The 17,060-nt window shown below is 34.7% G+C and carries 14 protein-coding genes; 11 read left to right on the forward strand and 3 right to left on the reverse strand.

Features of this window, described 5'->3' with window-relative positions:
- Positions 1-96: 96 nt before the first annotated feature.
- The 10 genes from AC2UOP_RS03210 to AC2UOP_RS03255 all read left to right on the forward strand — a co-directional run bounded on the left by AC2UOP_RS03210 (position 97) and on the right by AC2UOP_RS03255 (position 9,168).
- Entirely contained in the window at positions 97-1,116 is a 1,020-nt protein-coding gene (locus AC2UOP_RS03210; RefSeq protein WP_070599274.1) for an L-threonylcarbamoyladenylate synthase, read from the forward strand.
- A 42-nt stretch (positions 1,117-1,158) separates the two neighbouring features.
- Positions 1,159-1,593: a ribose 5-phosphate isomerase B gene (rpiB, locus tag AC2UOP_RS03215; RefSeq protein WP_484832606.1), complete on the forward strand. Its 435-nt coding sequence runs from the start codon at positions 1,159-1,161 to the stop codon at positions 1,591-1,593.
- A 9-nt stretch (positions 1,594-1,602) separates the two neighbouring features.
- Positions 1,603-2,226 carry a uracil phosphoribosyltransferase gene (gene upp, locus AC2UOP_RS03220; protein WP_070599272.1) on the forward strand — a complete coding sequence of 208 codons (624 nt, stop codon included), beginning with the start codon at positions 1,603-1,605 and terminating at the stop codon, positions 2,224-2,226.
- A gap of 9 nt (positions 2,227-2,235) precedes the next feature.
- Positions 2,236-3,261, forward strand: coding sequence for an MraY family glycosyltransferase (locus AC2UOP_RS03225; protein WP_085840574.1), 1,026 nt, complete (start codon positions 2,236-2,238; stop codon positions 3,259-3,261).
- On the forward strand, positions 3,258-4,364 hold the full coding sequence (gene wecB, locus AC2UOP_RS03230) for a non-hydrolyzing UDP-N-acetylglucosamine 2-epimerase (RefSeq protein ID WP_484832607.1): 1,107 nt from the start codon (positions 3,258-3,260) through the stop codon (positions 4,362-4,364). The genes AC2UOP_RS03225 and wecB overlap by 4 nt, the downstream gene beginning before the upstream one ends.
- Positions 4,364-5,461, forward strand: coding sequence for a redox-regulated ATPase YchF (gene ychF, locus AC2UOP_RS03235; RefSeq protein ID WP_484832608.1), 1,098 nt, complete (start codon positions 4,364-4,366; stop codon positions 5,459-5,461). The genes wecB and ychF overlap by 1 nt, the downstream gene beginning before the upstream one ends.
- Entirely contained in the window at positions 5,461-6,390 is a 930-nt protein-coding gene (locus AC2UOP_RS03240; RefSeq protein ID WP_484832609.1) for a ribonuclease H-like domain-containing protein, read from the forward strand. Before ychF ends, AC2UOP_RS03240 begins: the two co-directional genes overlap by 1 nt.
- A 9-nt stretch (positions 6,391-6,399) precedes the next feature.
- On the forward strand, positions 6,400-6,633 hold the full coding sequence (locus AC2UOP_RS03245; protein ID WP_085840571.1) for a glutaredoxin family protein: 234 nt from the start codon (positions 6,400-6,402) through the stop codon (positions 6,631-6,633).
- 11 nt (positions 6,634-6,644) lie between these two features.
- Positions 6,645-8,075 (forward strand): aminoacyl-histidine dipeptidase, encoded by a 1,431-nt coding sequence (locus tag AC2UOP_RS03250; RefSeq protein ID WP_484832610.1) that lies wholly within the window; start codon positions 6,645-6,647, stop codon positions 8,073-8,075.
- A 352-nt stretch (positions 8,076-8,427) separates the two neighbouring features.
- Positions 8,428-9,168: an alpha/beta fold hydrolase gene (locus tag AC2UOP_RS03255; RefSeq protein ID WP_484832611.1), complete on the forward strand. Its 741-nt coding sequence runs from the start codon at positions 8,428-8,430 to the stop codon at positions 9,166-9,168.
- Between the two features lie 51 nt (positions 9,169-9,219).
- Here AC2UOP_RS03255 and AC2UOP_RS03260 read toward each other — a convergent pair whose 3' ends face one another.
- Together AC2UOP_RS03260 and AC2UOP_RS03265 are read right to left on the reverse strand one after the other, a co-directional pair.
- Positions 9,220-10,167, reverse strand: a complete 948-nt coding sequence (locus tag AC2UOP_RS03260) for a helix-turn-helix domain-containing protein (protein ID WP_484832612.1) — start codon at positions 10,165-10,167, stop codon at positions 9,220-9,222.
- Positions 10,168-10,406: 239 nt separating this feature from the next.
- Positions 10,407-11,549: an AI-2E family transporter gene (locus AC2UOP_RS03265; RefSeq protein ID WP_484832613.1), complete on the reverse strand. Its 1,143-nt coding sequence runs from the start codon at positions 11,547-11,549 to the stop codon at positions 10,407-10,409.
- 651 nt (positions 11,550-12,200) lie between these two features.
- Between AC2UOP_RS03265 and AC2UOP_RS03270 the strand changes: the two genes are divergently transcribed.
- On the forward strand, positions 12,201-15,758 hold the full coding sequence (locus AC2UOP_RS03270) for a stalk domain-containing protein (protein ID WP_484832614.1): 3,558 nt from the start codon (positions 12,201-12,203) through the stop codon (positions 15,756-15,758).
- A gap of 61 nt (positions 15,759-15,819) precedes the next feature.
- On the opposite strand, the gene dinB is transcribed toward AC2UOP_RS03270, so the two are convergent.
- Positions 15,820-17,058, reverse strand: a complete 1,239-nt coding sequence (dinB, locus tag AC2UOP_RS03275) for a DNA polymerase IV (RefSeq protein ID WP_484832615.1) — start codon at positions 17,056-17,058, stop codon at positions 15,820-15,822.
- Positions 17,059-17,060 lie beyond the last annotated feature (2 nt).

Here is a 17,060-nt window from a genome sequence, read left to right on the forward strand (position 1 = left end):
GTAAACATTTTGTATAAGTAATAATATCAATTTCATTTGCCTTTGTATTGATAAATCATCATTTTTGTGGTAAAATTAAGTTTAGAGGTTGATATAATGACAGAGCTTTTAAAAATTACTGATGATAATATAAAATTATGCGCTGAAGAGATCAAAAGAGGCGGTCTCGTAGCTTTTCCGACTGAAACTGTATATGGTTTAGGTGCAGATGGATTAAATGCCGAGGCTGTTAAAAAAATTTATGAAGCAAAGGGAAGACAATCGGATAACCCACTAATACTTCATATAGCGTCAAGAGAAATGATAGAGCCACTTGCTTATTATGAGAGTAAATATGATGATTTGCTTGATGCTTTTTGGCCAGGACCTATGACTATAATTTTAAAGAAAAAGGAAATTGTTCCAAGCGTTATCACTGCTGGACTTGATAGCGTCGCTATACGTATGCCATCAAGCGATGTGGCGAGAAAATTAATTGAGTATGCTGGCACACCCATAGCCGCGCCAAGCGCAAACATATCTGGATATCCATCGCCAACGTGTGCTGAGCATGTATATAAGGACCTTCACGGCAAGCTTAATTACATACTAGATGGCGAGATGAGTGAGGTAGGTATCGAATCAACTGTCATTGACCTAAGTAGAGACAAGGTACGCATCTTAAGACCTGGAAAAATCTCATTAGAGGATTTACAAAAAATTCTTCCTGAAGCTGAGTACGACGAGGCAATCACTGATGATAAAGAAGTGAAAAAACCAATCAGCCCAGGACAAAAATACACGCATTACAAGCCGAATGCAAAAGTAGTCATCATCATGGGCGAGGGCGAAGAGCTTATAAATAAGATGAAGGCCGAGTATGAAGTAAATCTTGATAAAAAACCAGTTATTTTTACGCTTAAGGAATATGAAGATGAGTTTAAGAATTTTAATACTATGGACTTAGGCTCAATCAAAGAGCCCATCAGTATATCGCACAATATATTTAACTTATTAAGAACTGCCGATGACAAAGGTTTTGGCTATATAATTTTGCAAGGATATGAGCGCAAAGGCATTTTCATGGCGATTATGAATAGAATCATCAAGTCGTCGGGCCACAATATAAAGTATTGAAAATAAAAATTTTATATGATAAAATTGTAAAGGAGAGGTATCATGAGAAAGATAGGCATAGCATCAGATCACGGAGGATTTGAATTAAAAGAAAAATTAAAGAACTACCTTAAGGAAAAAGGTATTGAAGTTATTGATTATGGAACTAATTCAACTGAATCAGTTGATTACCCGATTTATGGCAAGAAGGCTGCAAATGGCGTTGCATCTGGCGAAGTAGAAAAAGCTGTCGTTATCTGCGGCACTGGCATAGGCATCTCACTTGCTGCAAACAAGGTAGAAGGCATTAGATGTGCTCTTTGCACTAACGAGTACATGGCGAAGATGTCTAGAAATCATAATGATGCGAACATGCTAGCTCTTGGTGCAAGAGTAATCGGTGATGAGCTTGCTAAGTCTATACTTGATACATTTTTAGCTGAAGAATTTTTAGCAGGAAGACATAAAAGAAGAGTCGATTTAATCGAAAATTGTTAGGAGGGTATTATGGTAACTGTATTTGATCATCCACTTATTAAACACAAACTAAGCATATTAAGAATGAAGCAAACTGGCACAAAGCAATTTAAGGAGATAGTTACAGAGCTATCTATGCTTATGGGCTACGAAGTAACTAGAGACTTGCAATTAGAAGAGATGCCTATAGAGACACCTATATGCAAAACTACTGGCTATAGCTTAGCTGGCAAGAAGATTGCGCTAGTACCAATACTTAGAGCTGGTCTTGGCATGGTAGACGGCATGTTAAGCTTATTACCAGCAGCAAAAGTTGGCCACATAGGTCTATATAGAGATCCAAAGACTTATGAGCCAGTTGAATACTATTGCAAGCTTCCTTCAGATATTGATAAAAGAGAGGTTATAGTACTTGACCCAATGCTAGCAACTGGCGGAAGTGCCACAGCTGCTATAGATTTCTTAAAGAAGAGAGGCGCAAAGCACATAAAGCTTGTAAACATCATCGCTGCTCCAGAAGGAGTTGAATACGTAAAGAGCCATCACCCAGATGTTGACATCTATGTAGCGAATGTTGATGAAAAGCTTAATGAGCACAAATACATCGTTCCAGGACTTGGAGACGCAGGAGACAGACTTTTCGGAACTAAGTAGGTGAATTAATTGAGGAGAATATATTTTGCGGCTTTTGTAAGTTTAGTTCTTGGACTAATATTTACAAAGCTTCAAATACGTTTGTCTAAAAAATTTGGCTTCATAGACGTTCCTAAGGATCAAAGACGCATGCATACTGATTCTATCCCGACTTGTGGGGGCTTTGCTATGTATTTCGCAATCTTTATCCCATATATGATACTTTATAAGTTTACGCCAAGGAACACAGCTATATTCATAGGTGCGACGATCATCATGCTATCTGGATTTTATGATGACATTCATGACCTTAAACCGAAATACAAAGTATTATTTCAACTTATAGCTGCACTTATCGTTTATTTTTTAGGCAATATCAGGATAATGAACATAGGCAACCCATTTATAGATAATAATTTATTAAGCTTGGGCTTACTTTCTCTGCCTGTAACACTATTTTGGATAGTTGGCGTAACTAACATTATAAATTTAATAGACGGACTCGATGGTCTAGCAGGCGGCATTGTCTTTATCTCGTCAATGACTTTAGCTGTGGTATCTGTTTCGTATGAACAATACTCACTGACAGCACTTTGCTTATGCGTTGGACTAAGCTACTTAGCCTTTTTAAAATATAATTTTGCTCCGGCAAAAATATTTATGGGCGATACAGGCGCTTTACTCGCTGGATTCATGCTTGCTGTCATCACAATACAAGGAGCAATGAAGGCAGTCGCAGCCATAGGTATCATAGTACCAATCATGATACTTGGTCTACCTGTCTTTGATACAACATTTGCAATGATTAGAAGACTTCTTAGCGGAAGATCCATTGCTTCGGCTGATAAAGGCCACTTGCATCATAGACTTTTAAGAAAATATTCGACAAAAAAGACAGTTTTGATACTATATACGATATCAGCGATATTTTCAATCTTTGGCATACTTGTGATGAAGCTTAGAAATACTGTGTCTGTGCTTATGTCTGGAATTATATTTATGATAATAGTTTTTTTAGCATATAAGATTGGATTATTTAAGGATGGTGAAAATTGAAAGCTTTAGTAATATTTGGAACAAGGCCTGAAGGTATAAAGATGGCACCTATTATTAAAGAGCTTAAAAAAGCTGATGGCGTTGAGCTTGTAACATGCATAACAAGTCAGCACAGAGAGCTTTTGGACTCGGTAATAAAGGTTTTTGATCTTGAAATTGATTATGATTTGAATATATTTGAAAAGGGACAGACTTTGACTGATATAACTGTAAGATCCTTAAAGGGTTTGGAAGAAGTTATCAAGAAGGAAGAGCCTGATGTTGTCTTGGTTCAAGGCGATACAACGACTGTGTTTGCAGGAGCGCTTGAGGCTTTTTATAATGGTGTTAAGATTGGTCACGTTGAAGCTGGTCTTCGTAGTGGCAATATTCTAAGTCCATTCCCAGAAGAAGCGAACAGAAAGCTAACTGGTATCATGACTGACTTTCATTTCTGCCCAACACAGAGAGCAAAGGAAAACCTTATCAAGGAAGGCTATGACGAAAAAAAGCTTTACATAACTGGCAATACTGTTATAGACGCACTTTTAATGACTGCCGATAAGGTCGATTCATTTACAAGAGATGATTTAAAGAAGATAGATTTAAATAAAAGATTAATTCTTTTAACTTCACATAGAAGAGAAAATCAAGGCGAGCCAATGGAAAATATTTTCGGCGCAGTAAGAAAAATTGCTGATGAGTTTAACGATGTTAACATAGTTTTTCCTATGCATCCAAATCCAAGAGTTAGAGAGCTTGCTAAAAAGCATTTAGACGGAGCAGATAATGTAATATTAACAGAGCCGGTCGAGTATGAAGACATGGCTTATATACTTAAACATGCCTACATGGTAGTGACTGACTCGGGTGGACTTCAAGAGGAAGCACCAGCGCTAGGCGTACCAGTTCTTGTTATTAGACGCGAGACTGAAAGGCCAGAAGGTATTGAGTACGGCACTGCAAAGCTTGTCGGAACTGAATTTGATAGCGTTTATAACAATATGAAGACGCTACTAATAGATAAAGACGAGTACACTAAGATGCATAAGGCCATAAACCCTTATGGTGACGGCAATAGCGCCAAAATGATTAAAGATATATTAATAAGAGAGGTAAAATAATGAAATTAGGTTTAGTAGGACTACCAAACGTAGGTAAGTCAACACTTTTCAATGCCATCACAAAGGCGGGAGCAGAGGTAGCAAACTACCCTTTCTGCACCATAGATCCTAACGTTGGCGTCGTTGAAGTGCCAGATGAGAGACTAAAAATATTAACAGAAGTAAATAAATCGAAAAAAACTATACCAGCAGTGATTGAATTTTATGATATAGCTGGTCTAGTTAAGGGCGCATCAAAGGGCGAGGGCCTTGGTAATAAATTCTTATCACATATAAGAGAAGTTGAAGCCATTGTTCACGTGCTAAGAGTTTTTGAAGACGAAAACATTGTTCATGTCGATGGAAGCATTGACCCGCTAAGAGATATAGAGACTATTAACCTAGAATTAATCTTCTCTGACCTTGACATGGTTGAAGCAAGAATACAAAAATTAACTAAGCAAGTGAAGGGCGATAAGTCTTTGCAAAGTGAGCTTGATTTATTAAATGAAGTGAAGAAAGTTCTTGAAGAGGGCAAATCAGCGAGAGTACTTGATTTAAATGACGATCAAAAGGCTATGCTTAGAGGTTTTAACTTACTTAGCCAAAAACCTATAATCTATGTTTTAAATGTATCTGAAGATGATTATATCAATGATTTAAAGGACAATAAGTACGTAGATAAATTAAAAGCATTTGCTGCAGAAGAAGGCTCTGAGATAGTTCCTATCTCTGTTAAGATTGAAGAAGAGATGAGTGAGCTTGATGATGAAGAAAGAAAAGCATTTTTAGAGGACATGGGCATAAAAGAATCAGGTCTTGATAAATTAATCAAAAAGAGCTATGAGCTTCTTGGTTTAATGAGCTTTTTAACAACTGGTGAAGACGAGACAAGGGCGTGGACTATTAAGAAAGGCACTAAAGCTGTTGATGCCGCTGCCAAAATTCACTCAGATATCGCTAGAGGCTTTATACGCGCGGAAGTTGTTAGCTACGATGACCTTGTTGCGAACGATATGTCCATGAACAGAGTAAAAGAAAAGGGTCTTATGAGACTAGAAGGCAAGGACTATATTATGCAAGAAGGAGATATAGTTTACTTTAGGTTTAATGTATAATGAAAATTTTAGAATATGATGAAAAATTAACTTTTAAGTCAAAGTACTACGATGAGGAAGCTGTTTTTCTTGATATTGAAACGACAGGACTTAGCCCCATGAGAAGCTTTATCTACCTCATCGGGCTAGTTTTTATTGATTTAAAGAGAAGGACAATGCATATAACTCAGCTTATAGCTGAAGATAAGGATGAGGAAGAAGAAATTCTTAAGCTGATGAACGAAAGGCTAGAGGGCTACAAAACAGTAGTTACTTACAATGGCAATTCCTTTGACTTACCCTTCATTAAAAAAAGAGCTGAGCGCTACGGCATAGACGTCACTGAGCCAAAGTCCTTTGATATGTATGAAAAACTTAGGCTTCACAAGGATACTTTGAATCTTGATGGACTTAAGCAAAAAAATATTGAGAAAAAGCTTGGCATAATTAGAGAAGACCGTTATAATGGCGGCGAGTGTATCAGTTTTTACAAAGACTATGCAAAAAATAAAAATCAAGAAAGTTTTGATAGATTTGTACTTCATAACTACGATGACCTTTTATATATGCCAGCAACTATGTCTATACTAGACCTTCTAGATGAGAAAATCACCATCGACATAGACGGACGCAAATATAAATTTGATAAGCACAGCATAAAAAAAGATCTTTTGATGATTGATTTTACTACGGATATGGGTATCAATACCTATGTAGAGGAAGCGGATTATTTCATTGAAGAAAATGAGCGCAATAGGCATCTAGAGTTTACGCTAAAGACTGGCTATATGAAGGACGCACGTAAAGTTAAATACCTTGATAAGAGCTCCTTAGGCAGACTAAAAAATGATGAATTTGATGGAGAAGATTCACTTGAAGATGGCATTGTTCCTATACGCATACAAAATAAATTATTTATTCGAAATATAATTAAATTAGGTAGTATTTAGGAGGTTAAGATGAAATTAGAACTTTATTACAAGGCTGAGTGCCCATACTGTCAAAAGGTATTAAACTACATGATGGACAATTGTCAAATAAAGGATGTTCAATTAGTTGACATCAAAGAAGGAAACAATAACGAAGACTTAATTAAAAGAGGCGGAAAAGACCAAGTACCATGCTTATTCATAGATGGTAAGGCACTTTATGAATCGGACGATATAATTAAATATTTTAAAGAAAATTTTTAGGAGGTAAAATTATGGACTACAAAGATTTACCAGCACAAGAGGTTTTTCATTGGTTTAGAGAGATTAACCAAATCCCAAGAGGATCAGGAGACGAAAAAAGAATTTCCGATTACCTATACAATTGGGCAAAGGAAAGAAATTTAGATGTATGGCAAGACAAGGCACTAAACATCGTTATACACAAGGGTGCTACTAAGGGTTATGAAAATGCTCCAAAAGTTATTTTGCAAGGACACATGGATATGGTCTGCGAAAAAACTTTAGATAGCGATCATGACTTTTCCAAAGATCCAATCGAGATGATAGTTGATGGTGACTACCTAAGAGCAAATAACACAACACTTGGTGCTGACGATGGTATAGCAGTTGCTATGGCACTTGCAGTTCTTGACTCAAAAGAGATTGAGCACCCAGCAATCGAAGCAGTATTTACAACTGCAGAAGAAACTTCCATGGTTGGAGCGCTTAATTTAACAAACGAACACTTAAGCGGAGACTACTTATTCAACATTGACTCTGAAGAAGAAGGTATATTCTTATCTTCAAGCTCAGGTGGAGTTAATAGTGAATCCAAATTCAAAGTAGAATACAAAGATAACGACAAAAAAGCTTTAGAAATAACACTTAAAGGCTTTACAGGCGGACACAGCGGCATGGAAATCATCAAGCAAAGAGCAAATGCTATCAAAGTTTTAGCAAGACTTTTAAATGAATGCAACTGCGATAAATTAAAATTAGTTTCAATCGAAGGCGGTACTAAGCACAATGCCATCGCCAACGTCTCAAAGGCTACTATAGTTCATACAGATTACGCTAAAGTTAAAGAAGCGATGAATGAATTATTCAGCCATATCAAAAAAGATTATCATGTAGAAGATCCAAATATGACACTTGAATTTAAAGAAGTCAAAGCAGATAAACGCATGACAAAGAAAGATACAGATAGAATTATAAACTTCTTAATGCTTGCTCCACACGGCGTTATATACATGTCTAAGGACATAGAAGGTCTTGTAATGACAAGCTGCAACGCAGCTATATTAAGAACTGAAGGAAATAGTGTAAACTATCTATGCTCAATCAGAAGCTCATCAGATGCAGCACTTGTTGAAGTAAGAGAACAAGTTAGGATCATGACAGAAGTACTTGGCGGCAAAGTTGAACTTTCGGAAAGCTATCCTTCATGGGAATTTGATGAAGACCCAGTACTAAGAGACTTAGTAAGTAAAGTATATAAGGAAGAAACAGGCAAAGACGCAGAAGTAAGCGCTATACACGCAGGACTTGAATGCGGTCTACTAAAACAAATCTTACCAGATACTAAGATGATAAGCTTTGGACCAAACATCTACGACGTTCATACAGCTAGAGAGCATCTAGATATTAAGTCAACTGAAAGAATGTGGAAGTTCTTAAAGGCGCTACTAAAAGCAGTTCACTAAGCCTCTTTCAAATTAAAACAGCGCCTTGTGCTAGTTTCGAATTCTTTTGTCGCTGCGACGTATATTCATACGACTCGCTCCAAAAAATTCTGTACAACGCACAATCCATCTGTTTTATCTTTGAAATAGGCGATTTAGATATGTATAGGAAAAAACTTGCCTACAGAATACTTTCAAATTAAAACAGGCAAATCCATCTGTTTTCTCTTTGAAATAGGTGGGACAGGTGAAATATAACAATATTTTCTACAGAATTAGTGATAAATAGAAATATATTATACGAAGGTAGTATGAAAAACATATTACCTTCTTTTTTTATTTGTGCTATAATATATTCAAGAAAGGAGTCAATATGAACTATATTACTTGTGGCGATAGAAATAATAAGTCATTAGTCTTTATTCATGGCCTTGCATCGACTGCTGAGCTATGTTTTGGAGCGCTTTTGCCATACTTAAGTGATTATTATGTAGTTTTATGCGAACTTGATTGTCATTATGATGAGAGCAAAAAAGATATTTTCTCAATGAATGATTGTATAGAAGAAATTGAAAATTATATAATAAATAATTTATCAGGCGAAGTTTATGGCTTATGCGGTTTTTCAATGGGCGCGACCATGGCAGTTGATCTTGTTTCAAGAGCAAGTATAAAAGCAGAGAGACTTTTTCTTGACGCAGCCATCACCATAGAAATGGGTCTTGCGGCAAAACCATTCGCCTATGCTTTTGCTATAGGAACGGATAGGGTTAAAAAAGGAAAATTTATACCAAAGTTCATGCTTGACTACTTTATGGGCAAGGGCAATGATAGCGCAAGTGAAATGATGTATACAAATATCACTAAGAAGACCATTTTAAACGCTTGTAAGACTTTGTATCACTATCATGTTTCAGATAATCTGAAAAACTTTAACAAGCCAGTTTCATTTTTGATGGGCAGCGAAGAAGCTATACCCAAAAAGAGCGAGGCAGTTTTGAAAAAATATTTACCTCAAATGAAGACCGAAGTTTTCGAAGGCAAGGGACACGGTCAATTCTTGCACGAAGAACCTAAATTATACGCAGAAAAATTATTAGATTTTCTTAAATAAAAAAAATATATATATAAAGAAATGCACCTCTCATGAAGTGCATTTTAAAATTTAATTTTTAATTTTCATAAGCTGCGATGGAAGGCAGCCTTTGTATCTTTTGTAAAGTGTTGAGAACCTGCTTTGAGATGCATATCCAACAGATTTTGCGATGGATTTGGCATCAAGATCAGTAGTTAGTATCAGGTTTTCAGCGACATTCATCCTTTTTCTTTGAGTGAACTCAGTTATGCTCACACCGTATTTCTTTTTAAAAGTGTATTTAAGCTTAGTCGGGCTCATCATTGCAATTTTTGACAAAAGATCTTCTTTTAAATTCATGGAGAAGTGATCCTCGATATATTTTGCAACGCTGGTGATGGCTCTGTCATCGTCTTGAGGGAGCTTTACATTATCTTTTTCATCAGCTATAGCACTTAAAGATATTGCTATCCACTCCTTAGCTTTTTTTTCAAAAAATAATTTTGCATCTTCCGCATCCATCTTGCACTTAAGTATCTCCACCGCTATCTTTTCAATCTTTTTTGACACTTTTCCTTTATTTTCTACAAATATTGAAGCAATTTTTGTTTTATTAAGATTATTTCTTTTAAAAAATTCATCATCTAGAAAACTTTCTTTAATCTTTAAGCTCACAGCGCTATATCTAGAATTTTTATGCAAAACATATTTCATAACAGGCTTTGTCCTATCTATTATATATAAAGTTTTTGGCTCAACAACTTGATAAGGGTAGAAGGTTTCGCCCGAAGCAGATATGATGTATATAGATGAAATATAGAAAAAATTAAAAATATCAGGCACATCCTTATAAACAACATCATCAAGCATTGTTAAATCATTTATATCAAAAATAAAATCATCAGTTTCGTAAAACCAGTAGTAGCCCTTGATATTTTCTTCATTTATTAAATAAGTTTCGCCAAGCTTTGGAAATTGCTTAGGATTTTCAATCCTTTCCTTAGCGTATAATTTAATTAAGTCTTTAAATTTATTCATAGCTTCAACTCCACTATCACAATTAGCCAATATATCAAAAAGATATATCTTTTAAATATATTGTAGCACAGTTTGAACTCTAGTACAATAGATACACATAAAAAAGTTAGCTATATATAACAAAAGTTTTAAATTTTATTATTTTATATCTTATATGTCTAAATAAGATAGACAATCTAAGTTTTATAAATCTCATAAAAAATGCACTTCAATTACGAAGTGCATATATTTTATATCAATTATTTACTTTTTATATCAATACCTTTTTCCTTAAGTTTTTTGTCCTTGTATATGCCAAGCAGTGTATATATAGTTGAAAACAAAGGAACAAAGAGTATCATGCCAATTATTCCAAATAAAGCGCCGCCGACTGTGATTGCGACAATTACAAACATTGCAGGTAGTCCTACCTTGTTACCAACTATCCTTGGATAAGTTACATTGCCGTCGAATTGTTGCAAGACTACTACAAATATTATAAACATCAAAGCCTTGAACGGCGATTGAAGTAGTATAAGCAGTGCGCCAGTGAAAACACCGATGTAGGCACCTAGTATTGGTATCAAGGCACCAAGACCCATAATTATGGATATAGCTGGAGCGAATGGGAACCCAAATATCAGCATACCGACAAAGCACATAGAACCAAAGACCAAAGCCTCTATGAACTGACCAGTGAAGAAATTGTAGAAGTTGTCAAAAACTATCTCTCCAAACCTTACAAACTTGTCAGCCCATCTTTCAGGAAAAGCAGAGTATAAAAGCTCCTTAGTCTTTCTTGCTAGGTCCTCTTTGGACGATAAAGCATATATTGCAAATGTAAAGCCCATAAACATGGCGAATAGTGTGTTTAGAACTGAGCCAACCCTTGAAACTATAGTGTTAAATAAGTCGGAGTTAGCATTTTGAACGTAGTTGATAAGAGTTCTTTGAACACTGTTGATGTTTAGCTTAGAGAATAGTTCGTGAATATTTTCCTCATATTCTTTGAGCACTGGAAGCTTAACAAGTTGGTCCTCAAACTCAGGAAGTTTTTGCGCAACACTTATAATTGATTCTTGCACACGAGGCGCAACGATGTAGCCAAGAAGGAACATAATTGCAATCAGTATGCATATAGTAAGAAGCATGCATATAGCGCGCTTAAAACCAATTTTTTTAGGCTTCCATTTGCCAAAAATTTTCTCCTCGAATAGTTTTAGCGGAATATTTAATATAAAAGCCACAAAACCACCAGCTAAGAATGGCGTGATTATACCTAAGAAAATGTTTAGATATGACCAAAGCGACTTTAAATTAGAGAGTGCCACGTATAAAATGACACCAAAGGCAACTATTTTAAAATAAAAGAATAATGACTTTTTATTGTATTTTTCGTCCATATTTCTGCCTCCTTCATAATTTAATTATACAATAGAAAAAAATTTTATTCAAGGAAAAAGTAAATTTTACGCAAATTTTACAAAGACTTAACCACAAAAAACACGATATGACTTATAATATAGTTGTAGAAATTTTCAATCAAACAAAAGGAGTGTGTTAAATGAGATTAATGTCACTAGCATTTTCACTTATTAAGTATCCGTATATTTACAAGAAAGCGGACAAAATACACTTCAAGAAACCTCCAAATTAAAATTTACCTGGGAAAGAAGAGCTCGGCAGAGCTTTTCTTTTTCATAAAAATGAAAAATTTGTTTATTATTTAGTTTATTATTTAGTTTATTATAGGATAATTTATGGATACTGGCACACCTATAAGATTTTTTTATATAGTAAAATAAAGTGATTGACTTATATAATAATAGGTAGTATAATTAAAGTAACATTATATGTTTAGGTGGGTAATAATCTAGGACAATCTACCAAACAGTGGCAAGAAAGACTTGCTAATAAAGAAAGGAGTTTTAAAATGAAGAACGCAAAAAGAATTCTTAGCTTGATACTTGTACTAGCCATGATGCTTTCATCAGGTATTACGCTATACGCAGGTGGGGGGGGGTGCTGATCCCACTCAAGTAGAAGAGTTTGAGGTGAAATTTAACAAGAGTGTGGACATACCTGACAATTACCCAATAGGACTTTATTATGAAAACGGCAGTGATAAAGTAACTATTAATAATGGAGACAAGCTTAAAGCCGGTACAGTGATATTCTATGAAGATAAGGAAAGTTCTCGTCAAACTAAGGCTTATATGGATGGTGTTTTGATAGATTACAGAGGTGTAGCAATGCCTAATAAATCTGTTACTGTTGACATAATTGCCAATGGATATACACCTAATTATATACTAGCAGAGAGAATTGCTCCAAAACCAGACAAATGGGTTAAATTAACTGTCAATATAGGAGAAGGAAGATATGAGCATAGAAACAGAGGAGAATTTGAAACTAATACTTCTGTAGAAATTTATGTAAACCCACTATATATTGTAGATATTTTGTATAGCTTTGGCGAGAGTGCAAATTTAGCAGGTTATACTTTACAAGCACCTGATGGCAAGATTGTAAAAACTAGAATTTATGAAAAAATAAGTAAAGATAGAGTTATAAACGTTGAATATGAAAAAAAACCAAACTTGACACTTACTTTGCATAATAGTAAGGGTGAGCCTAAAGTAATTAATATTAATGAAAATACAAGATATAAGGATGTTTTAAGCCAAATTAGAGCAGCAGAAACTAATGTTCAAGGCAAAAAACTTGTATGCTGGTCTGCTGATAAAGATGACCTAAAAGATTTTGATGAAAGTTATGATTATAAAAATATAAACAGTAGCATTATATATCCGGAAGAATATAATCAATACCTTGATAAAGACTATAGTAGCGCTATAAATCCTAATTATTATTACTATCAAAATAAGACTAATGTAGATCTTTATGAGATTACTACTGACGAAGAGAATCATGTAGTAAGGCACTTTGACCTTAATGAATATAAAAAATTAAATGGCGAAATAGAAAAATACTTTAGTATTAATGACACATATATCGTTAAAAAAGATGGTAAGCTAAGATGGGAAGAAGATGGAACCAAAGATATAAAATATAAAAATATAATGCATTTTAGCGATGGAGACGAGGACAATTTTTATAAAATAAAAGATTTTACTACTTTCAATGTAGAAAAATTAAGTAAAGATACTAAAGTTACTGAAGACAGTAACGTTGCCTTTAAAAATGAGGGTAAGGAAACTAAATCAAAGGACAAAATAAGGGTATATCCATACCTATATGTTGAAGGAGATCCAAAGCTTGATTATACTGACGATGATAATCCAACACTTGATTTAAGCCACATGGTTATTGGCACATATGGAGAAGATGGAGAACCATTGTATATACCTTTTGAAAACTTTGGTACAGATGTTAAAGTTGAACCAGCAAATGATACTCCTTTAACGTATGATAAGTACAACGGTAAATCTGTAAAAGTTATGTATAAAGGCAGATTAGCTTATACTAAACCGCTAAAATTAAATAATGACGGCTTTGATAAAACAAAAATTACAAAGATTGTAATAAAAACTCAACCAACACTTGAATATAAAATCGATAAAGATCCAAGTGTAACTAAACTTGATTTAAATAAACTAGTAGTTACTCTAACTTCACCAAAGATAGGATCTACAACTGGTGAAGTAGTTAATAGAGATGTACCTTATGCCAAATTTGCTGATTACGGCTTAAAGGTTTCTATGCCTAATGGCGAAACTCCTGCTGCTTATACTGATGTTGATAACAGTAAGATTCTAGAAATTTCTGACAATACAAAAAAATTAAAAGTTTATAAAGATGACACTACATTTGCAGAAACAGATGCATTAGTCGTTAAAGACGGTGTATTTAGAATTGAAAACACTGTATCAATAGAAAAAGAAACTGATCCAACAACTAAGTATGTTGTAGGTGAAAAGCTTGATTTATCAAAATTAAGTCTTAAGTTTACTGATAGTAATAAAAATACTAAAATATACACTTATAATGAGTTAAAGGGCTTAGGATTTAACTTTGCACTATGTGGTGAAGATAAAAAACCACCAAAGACAGACGAAGAAATAAAAGCAGAATTCGAAGAAAAAATCAATCCAATGTTTGAAAGCATTAAGAAAAAAGATGGTGTATACGAAGGAAGCTTCAATCCACAAACTAGGACAGTAACAGTAAAAATACTTGACAAGACACAAGGAGCTAAAGAAATATCTGGAACAGGCATAGTTGCTGGTTTAACAAAACTTTATAATGAAAATCATCTAATAAAATTAAAAGTTGGTAATCTTGAAGAAAGAGATTTAAAATCATTAGCTGATAAAGCAACAGAAAGCGGAATGACAGTTGAACAAATGTTTAAGCTTATATTTGGAACAGATATATTAAACTCAGTACAAACAGAAGGAAATAAAACTGGAACATTGGCAGACTTTGTTGATAAAGAAGTAGTTTTACACCTTACAGTTTTAGATCCAGAAACTAATAAAGAAGTAACAATTGACTACACAATTAAAGGCGAAGACGGAACAGAAGAAGCACCTACTGGTATTGCAGGCGGAGGCAATGGTCAAGGAGAAACTTGCACACCTGTTGATAATGTTGTCGCACTTGCATTAAAAGATGATGCTAAGAAGATAACTGTAACAGGACCTTCTACTCATGCAAATAATGCAGTAAAGACATTTAACGCTGAATATCAAATAACTGTAGAGGATAAAGTTAAAGTAACTTATGAATTTAAATCAGCTACAGAAGGAAAAGTATTACCAGATGAAGTTAAAAAACTTTTACCAACAGAAGAATTAGTAAAACCTGAAACTGATTATCCAGCTGTAACATTAGATACTACAAGCGTAAAAGTTGAAGGCGGCACTTGGAAATTCAAGGGATGGGAACCAGCAAGTATAACAAAGATAACAAAAAATACAAAGATTATCGGCACTTGGGAGTTTGTTAAAGATACACCAACACCAAATCCAAATCCAAATCCTAACCCTAACCCTAACCCTAATCCAGATCCAGGTGAACCAGATAGACCATACTGGCCAGGAGATGATTACTATAGACCACACAGACCATATTGGCCAGAAGACGATTACTACAGACCATATAGACCTAATAATGACGATAGAAGAGTAGCTGAAGAAGAAAAAGAAGAAAAACCAGCTGAAAAAACTACAATGACTGAAATTAAGGCTATTGCTACTATAGGTTCAAAAGAATTAGAAATATTTATTAATGGAATTAGTTCTAAAAAGACTATGGATGTAGCTGCTCAAATTAAGAATGGTAGAACAATGATTCCTCTTAGATATGTAGCTGAAGCACTTGGCTTTAACGTTACATGGATTAAGGAAACAAGAACTGTAGTTATATATGACAATCAATTCAAAGTTGAAATACCTGTTGACACTAATACAATTATTGTTAATGGCGTTAAGTTCGAAAGCGATGTTAAACCTCAATTAGTAAATAATAGAACTTTACTTCCAATTGCAAACATTGCTAGAGCACTTGGATTAAAGGATGGTATAGATATTCTTTGGAACCCAACAACAAGACAAGCAACAATAATTAGAAGAGTTTATTCAAAATAAAATATTGAATTTTAAAAAATATCCGTAGGGTTTTGCCTTACGGATATTTTTCTATTATTTTTTATATTATATTTCTAAAGCCACTTGGCAAGGTTACCACGCTTGGTTTTTCTGGCATCTTATTATTGAGTTTAAGGCCTAGGTAGCCGATTTTGTCTTTGCCAAATTTATTTCTAATTTCGTTAAAGACTTTCTCGAGTCTATCGTCTTTGACTATTTGTTTTGGTGCGAAGAGACTTATTTGCTCTGATTTTGTGTTTCTTCTAAGATTTATTGCAGATATCGTAAGGCTTCTTATACCTTCTTTGAAATCGTAGCGCTCTTCAAATAGTTCCATGGCTTTGTCGTTTAGTCTAAGCGCGCTGATGCTTGTCTCTGTAAAAACTTTTTGAAAGCTAAGTGTTTCAAGATTTTTATCTCTTATGGATATTCTCACGCCGCCTGCCTTAAGATTTTCTTCGATTAATTTTTTGCTCACGTCAATGGCGAGCTCCTCGAATATTTTTTTAACTTCATCGTATGAGTTTAAATCCGCCTTGGTGGTTACACCTCTGGATATGGACTTGATTTTATCGTGGTGGTAGTAGTCATAAACCTCACTATTATCGTATCCGTTGGCGTATTGCCATAGATATAGTCCTCTTAGTCCAAGCTTTCTTTTTAATAAATTTACATCTGTTTTAGCAAGTTCACCAAGTGTATTTATGTTCATATACATAAGTTTTTTCTTTGTTTTATTGCCTATGCCAATGATTTTATCTGTATCAAGTGGCCAAACTATCTCTTTAAAATGCTCTTTAGGAATGAGCGTCACCGCATCTGGTTTTTTAAGGTCGCTACCAAGCTTTGCGAATATCTTGTTGTAGCTCACACCGATACTAACTGTGATGCCAAGCTCTTTTTTGATACGCTCTTTAATCTCGTGAGCAATTTTTTCTCCGCTACCAAAGAGTTTCTCAGAGCCTGTTACATCTAGCCAGCACTCATCTAAGCCGAAGGGTTCAACTTGATTGGTGTAGCTGTAATAAATTTTGTGCGCAAGTTTTGAGAACTTGAGGTACTCATCGTAATGAGGCCTAACAGCTACTAAATCGGGACATTTCATCTTTGCTTCATAAAGGCTATCTCCCGTCTTTACTCCAAAAGCTTTTGCTTCGTAGCTCTTTGCTAAAACTATGGAGTGTCTGTCTTCGACTGAACCACAGACTACAAGCCGTTTTCCAACGAGAGACGGATCTAGTTTTCTCTCGATGGATGCGTAGCAGTTGTTCATGTCTGAATGAAGTATTGTTCTTGTCATCT

Source organism: Fenollaria sp. (assembly GCF_057222035.1).

Excerpts from the sequence above, each read along its gene's own strand:
- AC2UOP_RS03210 (WP_070599274.1), top strand. The coding sequence starts at position 97 with ATGACAGAGCTTTTAAAAATTACTGATGATAATATAAAATTATGCGCT.
- rpiB (WP_484832606.1), top strand. The coding sequence starts at position 1,159 with ATGAGAAAGATAGGCATAGCATCAGATCACGGAGGATTTGAATTAAAA.
- upp (WP_070599272.1), top strand. The coding sequence starts at position 1,603 with ATGGTAACTGTATTTGATCATCCACTTATTAAACACAAACTAAGCATA.
- ychF (WP_484832608.1), top strand. The coding sequence starts at position 4,364 with ATGAAATTAGGTTTAGTAGGACTACCAAACGTAGGTAAGTCAACACTT.
- AC2UOP_RS03240 (WP_484832609.1), top strand. The coding sequence starts at position 5,461 with ATGAAAATTTTAGAATATGATGAAAAATTAACTTTTAAGTCAAAGTAC.
- AC2UOP_RS03245 (WP_085840571.1), top strand. The coding sequence starts at position 6,400 with ATGAAATTAGAACTTTATTACAAGGCTGAGTGCCCATACTGTCAAAAG.
- AC2UOP_RS03250 (WP_484832610.1), top strand. The coding sequence starts at position 6,645 with ATGGACTACAAAGATTTACCAGCACAAGAGGTTTTTCATTGGTTTAGA.
- AC2UOP_RS03255 (WP_484832611.1), top strand. The coding sequence starts at position 8,428 with ATGAACTATATTACTTGTGGCGATAGAAATAATAAGTCATTAGTCTTT.
- AC2UOP_RS03260 (WP_484832612.1), bottom strand. The coding sequence starts at position 10,167 with ATGAATAAATTTAAAGACTTAATTAAATTATACGCTAAGGAAAGGATT.
- AC2UOP_RS03265 (WP_484832613.1), bottom strand. The coding sequence starts at position 11,549 with ATGGACGAAAAATACAATAAAAAGTCATTATTCTTTTATTTTAAAATA.
- dinB (WP_484832615.1), bottom strand. The coding sequence starts at position 17,058 with ATGACAAGAACAATACTTCATTCAGACATGAACAACTGCTACGCATCC.